We start from the raw sequence: 6,076 nt of genomic DNA, 5'->3' as shown, positions 1-6,076 counted from the left end.
AGTTCTATGTCCTTGTTGACCACCCTCCCCGCCCCTCATCCCGCCCGGGGCCGGGGCCCGCCGCTCCGGGGGGGGGGCCCGCCCCTTGGCGCGGCACCCCTTCGGTGCGGGATGGTCCCACGTCAGCCCTCGTCCGGGCCACCGTTCTCCTCGGTCTTGTCCTTCGCCTCGTCCGCCGCGTCGGAGGCCGGGGCCTCCTCCTTGGCGGGCTGCGCCCCGGGCTGGGGCTCGGCGACGGCGACCCGCGCGGGGCGGATCGTGCGCTCCCCCACCCGGTACCCCGGCTGGAGGATCGCGACGCAGGTCGTCTCCGTGACGTCCGGCGCGTAGCTGTGCATCAGGGCCTCGTGGATCGTCGGGTCGAAGGGCTCGCCCTCCTTGCCGAACGAGACCAGGCCCATCTTCGCGGCCACCGACTCCACCGACTCGGCGACCGACTTGAAGCCGCCCACCAGCTCGCCGTGCTCCCGGGCCCGGCCGATGTCGTCGAGGGAGGGGAGCAGCTCGCCGAGCAGCGCCGCGACGGCGAGCTCCTTGACCTGCACCCGGTCCCGCTCCACGCGGCGCCGGTAGTTCTGGTACTCGGCCTGGAGCCGCTGGAGGTCCGCGGTGCGCTCGTTGAGCGCGGAGCGGGCCTGGTCCAGCTGGGCGGTCAGGCCGGTGATCCGGTCGTTCTGTCCAGCGTCCCCGGCCGGGGCCGCCGGGCCCTCCTCGGTGGAGGGCCCTTCGGCCTTCGGCTCGGCGTCATCCGAGGTGGCGCCGTCGGAGGGGACGTCGGGCTTCTCGTCGAAGCCCGGGGTCTCCTCCGTCATGCGGCGCCGCCCTTCTGGTCCTTCTCGTCGTCGACGATCTCGGCGTCGACGACGTCGTCGTCCGCACCGGCCTTGGGCTGGTCACCGGGGGCGGCACCCTCGGCGCCGGCGGCGGCCTGCGCGTCGGCGTACATGGCCTGGCCGAGCTTCTGGGCCACGACCTGGACCTTCTCGGTCGCCTCGCGGATCGCCGCGGAGTCCTCGCCCTTCAGCTTCTCCTTGAGGTCCTCGACCGCGGTCTCGACCTCGGTCTTCACGTCACCGGGGACCTTGTCCTCGTTGTCCTTGAGGAACTTCTCGGTCTGGTAGACGAGCTGCTCGCCCTGGTTGCGGGACTCGGCGGCCTCGCGGCGCTTGTGGTCCTCGTCCGCGTACTGCTCGGCCTCCTGGCGCATGCGGTCGACCTCGTCCTTCGGCAGCGAGGAGCCGCCGGTGACGGTCATCTTCTGCTCGCGGCCGGTGCCGAGGTCCTTGGCCGTGACGTGCATGATGCCGTTGGCGTCGATGTCGAAGGCGACCTCGACCTGCGGGACACCGCGCGGGGCCGGCGGCAGACCGGTCAGCTCGAACATCCCGAGCTTCTTGTTGTACGCCGCGATCTCACGCTCGCCCTGGTAGACCTGGATCTGCACGGACGGCTGGTTGTCCTCGGCCGTCGTGAAGATCTCGGACCGCTTGGTCGGGATCGTGGTGTTGCGCTCGATGAGCTTGGTCATGATGCCGCCCTTGGTCTCGATGCCGAGGGACAGCGGGGTGACGTCGAGCAGCAGGACGTCCTTGACCTCGCCCTTGAGGACACCGGCCTGGAGCGCGGCGCCGATGGCGACGACCTCGTCCGGGTTGACGCCCTTGTTGGCGTCCTGACCGCCGGTCAGCTCCTTGACGAGCTCGGCGACGGCCGGCATGCGGGTCGAGCCGCCGACGAGGACGACGTGGTCGATCTCGGAGAGCTGGATGCCCGCGTCCTTGATGACGTTGTGGAACGGCACCTTGCAGCGCTCGAGCAGGTCGGACGTGAGCTGCTGGAACTGGGCGCGGGTGAGCTTCTCGTCCAGGTGCAGCGGGCCCTCGGCGGACGCCGTGATGTAGGGCAGGTTGATCGAGGTCTCGGTGGACGAGGACAGCTCGATCTTCGCCTTCTCGGCGGCCTCGCGCAGGCGCTGGAGCGCCATCTTGTCCTTGGAGAGGTCCACGCCGTGGCCCGACTGGAACTGCTTGACCAGGTAGTCCATGACCCGCTGGTCCCAGTCGTCACCACCGAGGTGGTTGTCGCCGTTGGTGGCCTTCACCTCGACGACGCCGTCACCGATCTCCAGGAGGGACACGTCGAAGGTGCCGCCGCCGAGGTCGAAGACGAGGATCGTCTGGTCGTCCTTGTCGAGGCCGTACGCCAGCGCGGCGGCGGTCGGCTCGTTGACGATGCGCAGGACGTTCAGGCCCGCGATCTCGCCGGCCTCCTTGGTGGCCTGGCGCTCGCTGTCGTTGAAGTACGCCGGGACGGTGATGACCGCGTCGGTCACCTTCTCGCCCAGGTACGACTCGGCGTCGCGCTTCAGCTTCTGCAGGATGAAGGCGCTCATCTGCTGCGGGTTGAAGCTCTTGCCGTCGAGGTCGATCTTCCAGTCCGTGCCCATGTGGCGCTTCACGGAGCGGATGGTCCGGTCCACGTTCGTGACCGCCTGGCGCTTGGCGACCTCGCCGACGAGCACCTCGCCGTTCTTGGCGAAGGCGACGACGGACGGCGTGGTCCTGGCGCCCTCTGCGTTGGTGATGACGGTGGGCTCGCCGCCTTCGAGAACGCTGACGACGGAGTTAGTCGTGCCCAGGTCGATGCCGACCGCACGTGCCATTTCGATTCCTCCAACAGGCTTACTTGAGTGGATCTGACTCAAGGATGCACGACTCGGCGGACAGCGTCAACAGAGGTGAGTCGACCGGACTCATGTTTTGTCCGCGCCATATGCGCATGAGGGGTGTTTCCGCAGGCCAGAGGGCCGCTCTCGTGCTCGCGGAACCTACGGCGGACGCCCCGGACGGGTCACCCGCACACCACGAGGACCTCGTGGAGCCCACCGGTGGCGCGCACCGGAGCGTGGCACTCCTCGGCGCACGGGACGCCGTGCGAGAGTCGGACCAATCTCCGTATACCCACGCAAGACCCCATGAAAAGGTGCGGAACGTCATGCTCGCCAAACGGGTGCTCGACCTGACGCTGGCCTCGCTCCTGCTGCTCCTGCTCGCCCCGCTGCTCGCGCTGCTCGCCACGGCCGTCGCCGCCACCACGTCGGGCGGGGTCCTCACCCGCAGCCCGCGCGCGGGCCATCTCGACGGCCGCACCTTCCAGGCGCTGCGCTTCCGTACGGCGACCGACGGCCGCGCGGCGGCGCTCGGGAGCCGGCTGCGCGCTCGGTCCCTCGACGGCCTGCCCCAGCTCGTCAACGTCATGCGCGGGGAGATGTCCCTGGTCGGCCCGCGGCCACTCCTCCCCGAGGAGGCCGCTCGCGCGGGGGCGGCGCGCGTCCGGCTCGGCGTCCGCCCGGGGATGACCGGCCTCTGGCAGGTCGGCGGGCGCTCGGACCTCCCCTGGGAGGAGCGCGAGCAGCTCGACCTCCAGTACGCCGAGGAGCACTGGCTCGGCATGGACCTGCGCATCCTGGCGCTCACGGTGCCCGCCGCGCTGAACGCGCGCGGGAGGCGCTGAGCCTTTGGCCGCCCCCGCGTGGGACGATTTAGGGGAGCTTGTCCCGTGCCGCGCGTCCGGGCCGGCGCCCCGGTGAGGGTTGCCTCAGCGACACAGATCACCGGGGACCCAACTACAGTGCGCGGCGATAAGTGGGTAGTCTCAGCACGGACTGAATAAGTTACCGCTTAGTAATCCCTCGTGAATCCCACCCTCGCAGGCCCGAGGAGCCCCCATGCAACTCGCCGCGATCATCGTGTCGCTGGTCCTGACCGTGGTCGGCGTCGCGCTCATCGCCCGAGCCGTCGCGCAGATCTACCGGTTCGTCAAGCTGGGCGCCCCCGTGCCCGCGGGGAGTCGGACCGACAACCCGAAGGCCCGGACGATCACCCTGGTCAAGGAGTTCCTGGGCCACAGCAGGATGAACCGCTGGGGGATCGTCGGCTTCGCCCACTGGTTCGTCGCCGTCGGCTTCCTGACGCTGCCGCCGACCCTGATCCAGGCGTACGGCCAGCTGTTCCAGGCCGACTGGGTGCTGCCGGTCGTCGGCCACTTCCTGCCGTTCGAGATGTACGTCGAGTTCATCGGCCTCGCGACCACCGTCGGCATCCTGGTCCTGATGGCGATCCGCCTCGCCAACCTGCCCTCGCGGGCCGGCCGCAAGTCGCGCTTCGCGGGCTCCAAGGCCTGGCAGGCGTACTTCGTCGAGTACGTCATCCTGATCATCGGCCTCGCCATCCTCACCCTGCGCGGCCTCGAGGGCGCGATCCAGGGCGTCGACCACTACGAGGCCTCGTACTTCGTCTCCTATCCGCTGGTCGCGGCCTTCGACGGGCTGAGCACGGCGACGCTGCAGAACCTCATCTACTTCACGGCCATGGTGAAGATCGGGACGTCGCTGATCTGGATGATCACCGTCTCGCTCAACACCAACATGGGTGTGGCCTGGCACCGCTTCCTCGGCTTCCCGAACATCTGGTTCAAGCGCAACGCCACCGGCGAGAGCGCGCTCGGCGAGCTGAAGCCGATGACGTCCGGCGGCAAGGAGATCGACTGGGAGGACCCGGGCGAGGACGACACCTTCGGCGTCTCCCAGGTCGAGCAGTTCTCCTGGAAGGGCATCCTCGACTTCTCCACCTGCACCGAGTGCGGCCGCTGCCAGTCGCAGTGCCCCGCCTGGAACACCGGCAAGCCGCTCTCCCCGAAGCTGCTCATCATGTCGCTGCGCGACCACGCACACGCCAAGGCGCCGTACCTCCTCGCGGGCGGCGGCAAGGACGCCGAGGGCAACGAGAAGGCGACCCCGGAGCAGCTCAAGGACGTTCCCGCGTCGGCCCTCGCCGAGGCCGAGCGCCCGCTGATCGGGACCGTCGAGGAGAACGGTGTCATCGACCCCGACGTCCTGTGGTCCTGCACCACCTGCGGTGCCTGCGTCGAGCAGTGCCCGGTCGACATCGAGCACATCGACCACATCGTCGACATGCGCCGCTACCAGGTGATGATCGAGTCGTCGTTCCCCTCCGAGGCCGGGACGATGCTCAAGAACCTGGAGAAGAAGGGCAACCCCTGGGGGCTCGCCAAGAAGCAGCGCGTCGAGTGGACCAAGGAGGTCGACTTCGAGGTCCCGATCGTCGGCAAGGACGTCGAGGACCTCACCGAGGTCGACTACCTGTACTGGGTCGGCTGCGCCGGCGCCCTGGAGGACCGGGCCAAGAAGACCACCAAGGCCTTCGCGGAGCTGCTGCACATGGCGGGCGTCAAGTTCGCGATCATGGGCGGCGACGAGAAGTGCACCGGTGACTCCCCCCGCCGCCTCGGCAACGAGCCGCTGTTCCAGCAGCTCGCCACCGAGAACGTCGCGATGCTGAACATGGCCTTCGGAGAAGACGACGAGGACGACTCGACGAAGAAGCCGAAGTCGGCCAAGAAGATCGTCGCCACCTGCCCGCACTGCTTCAACACCATCGCCAACGAGTACCCGCAGCTCGGCGGCGAGTTCGAGGTCATCCACCACACCCAGCTGCTCCAGCATCTCATCGACGAGGGCAAGCTGGTCCCGGTCACCCCGGTCGACGGGCTGATCACGTACCACGACCCGTGCTACCTGGGCCGGCACAACAAGGTCTACACGCCGCCGCGCGAGATCATGTCCGCCGTCCCCGGCCTGCGCCAGCAGGAGATGCACCGCCACAAGGAACGCGGCTTCTGCTGCGGCGCCGGCGGTGCGCGGATGTGGATGGAGGAGCGGATCGGCAAGCGGGTCAACGAGGAGCGCGTCGACGAGGCGCTGTCCCTCAACCCGGACATCGTCTCCACCGCCTGCCCGTTCTGCCTCGTCATGCTGACGGACTCCGTCAACGGCAAGAAGGCCGCTGCCGAAAGTGGCTCCGCCACGGGTGTCAAGGCCAAGGAGAGCCTCCAGGTCGTGGACGTGGCCCAGCTGCTCCTCGACTCGGTGAAGACCCCGGCCGACCCGGGCGGGACGGACGAGTCCGCTCCCGCCCCGGACCCGGAGCCCGAGCCGGCACGGTAGCGGTGCGACGAACGGCGGCCGGCCCCCACGGTTGTGGTAGTCTCTTATACA

At 69.1% G+C, this 6,076-nt stretch carries 4 protein-coding genes; 2 read left to right on the top strand and 2 right to left on the bottom strand.

Annotation, left to right across the window (positions count from 1 at the left end; genetic code table 11):
- Positions 1-122: 122 nt before the first annotated feature.
- Both grpE and dnaK read right to left on the bottom strand, forming a co-directional pair.
- Positions 123-812 carry a nucleotide exchange factor GrpE gene (gene grpE, locus ACFWEG_RS27865; RefSeq protein ID WP_387220562.1) on the bottom strand — a complete coding sequence of 230 codons (690 nt, stop codon included), beginning with the start codon at positions 810-812 and terminating at the stop codon, positions 123-125.
- Positions 809-2,662, bottom strand: a complete 1,854-nt coding sequence (dnaK, locus tag ACFWEG_RS27860; protein WP_387220559.1) for a molecular chaperone DnaK — start codon at positions 2,660-2,662, stop codon at positions 809-811. Before dnaK ends, grpE begins: the two co-directional genes overlap by 4 nt.
- Positions 2,663-2,994: 332 nt before the next feature.
- Here dnaK and ACFWEG_RS27855 point away from each other — a divergent pair, with 332 nt between their 5' ends.
- Both ACFWEG_RS27855 and ACFWEG_RS27850 read left to right on the top strand, forming a co-directional pair.
- Positions 2,995-3,513, top strand: coding sequence for a sugar transferase (locus tag ACFWEG_RS27855; RefSeq protein ID WP_387220556.1), 519 nt, complete (start codon positions 2,995-2,997; stop codon positions 3,511-3,513).
- Positions 3,514-3,727: 214 nt separating this feature from the next.
- A complete protein-coding gene (locus tag ACFWEG_RS27850) occupies positions 3,728-6,025 on the top strand; it encodes a heterodisulfide reductase-related iron-sulfur binding cluster (protein ID WP_387220554.1) in 2,298 nt (765 codons plus the stop codon).
- Positions 6,026-6,076: the final 51 nt, after the last annotated feature.

This window comes from Streptomyces sp. NPDC060194, from assembly GCF_042728285.1.
Taxonomy (GTDB): Bacteria; Actinomycetota; Actinomycetes; order Streptomycetales; family Streptomycetaceae; genus Streptomyces.
The sequence above is the reverse complement of the archived record's forward strand: the minus strand, read 5'-3'. Positions and strand labels throughout refer to the sequence as shown.

Coding starts and splice junctions, on each gene's coding strand:
- ACFWEG_RS27850 (WP_387220554.1), top strand. CDS start 3,728: ATGCAACTCGCCGCGATCATCGTGTCGCTGGTCCTGACCGTGGTCGGC.
- ACFWEG_RS27855 (WP_387220556.1), top strand. CDS start 2,995: ATGCTCGCCAAACGGGTGCTCGACCTGACGCTGGCCTCGCTCCTGCTG.
- grpE (WP_387220562.1), bottom strand. CDS start 812: ATGACGGAGGAGACCCCGGGCTTCGACGAGAAGCCCGACGTCCCCTCC.
- dnaK (WP_387220559.1), bottom strand. CDS start 2,662: ATGGCACGTGCGGTCGGCATCGACCTGGGCACGACTAACTCCGTCGTC.